Source organism: Achromobacter sp. SIMBA_011 (assembly GCF_046535435.1).
Classification (GTDB): domain Bacteria; phylum Pseudomonadota; class Gammaproteobacteria; order Burkholderiales; family Burkholderiaceae_B; genus Achromobacter; species Achromobacter dolens.
The window spans coordinates 1-289 of record NZ_JAWRWN010000279.1; the positions used below are offsets into that span (position 1 = coordinate 1).

Here is a 289-nt window from a genome sequence, read left to right on the forward strand (position 1 = left end):
CGTCAGATACTGGTCCGCGACCTGCGACACGAGCGAGATCTCGGTGGCCTGCCGTGCATACGAGGTCGACAGGTACTGCGCGAGCGCCTGGTCCTTCAGGCTCTGCACGCGGCCGAACAGGTCGAGCTCCCAGGACGCGGAAAGCCCGACGCTGTAGGTGCGCGTGATGAGCGGCTGGCGCGTCGTCGACACGCCCGCGGGATAGCGCTGGATGTTGCCGGAGCCGGTGCCGTCGAGGGTCGGGAACAGCCCCGCGCGCGTGATCTGGTACTGCGCGCGCGACGCCTCG

Annotated in this window: 1 protein-coding gene; it reads right to left on the bottom strand. The window is 69.6% G+C overall.

The window, feature by feature from the left end:
* Positions 1-289 (bottom strand): TolC family protein (locus tag SB816_RS30940; protein WP_410548112.1); only part of this gene is annotated, 289 nt, incomplete at both ends.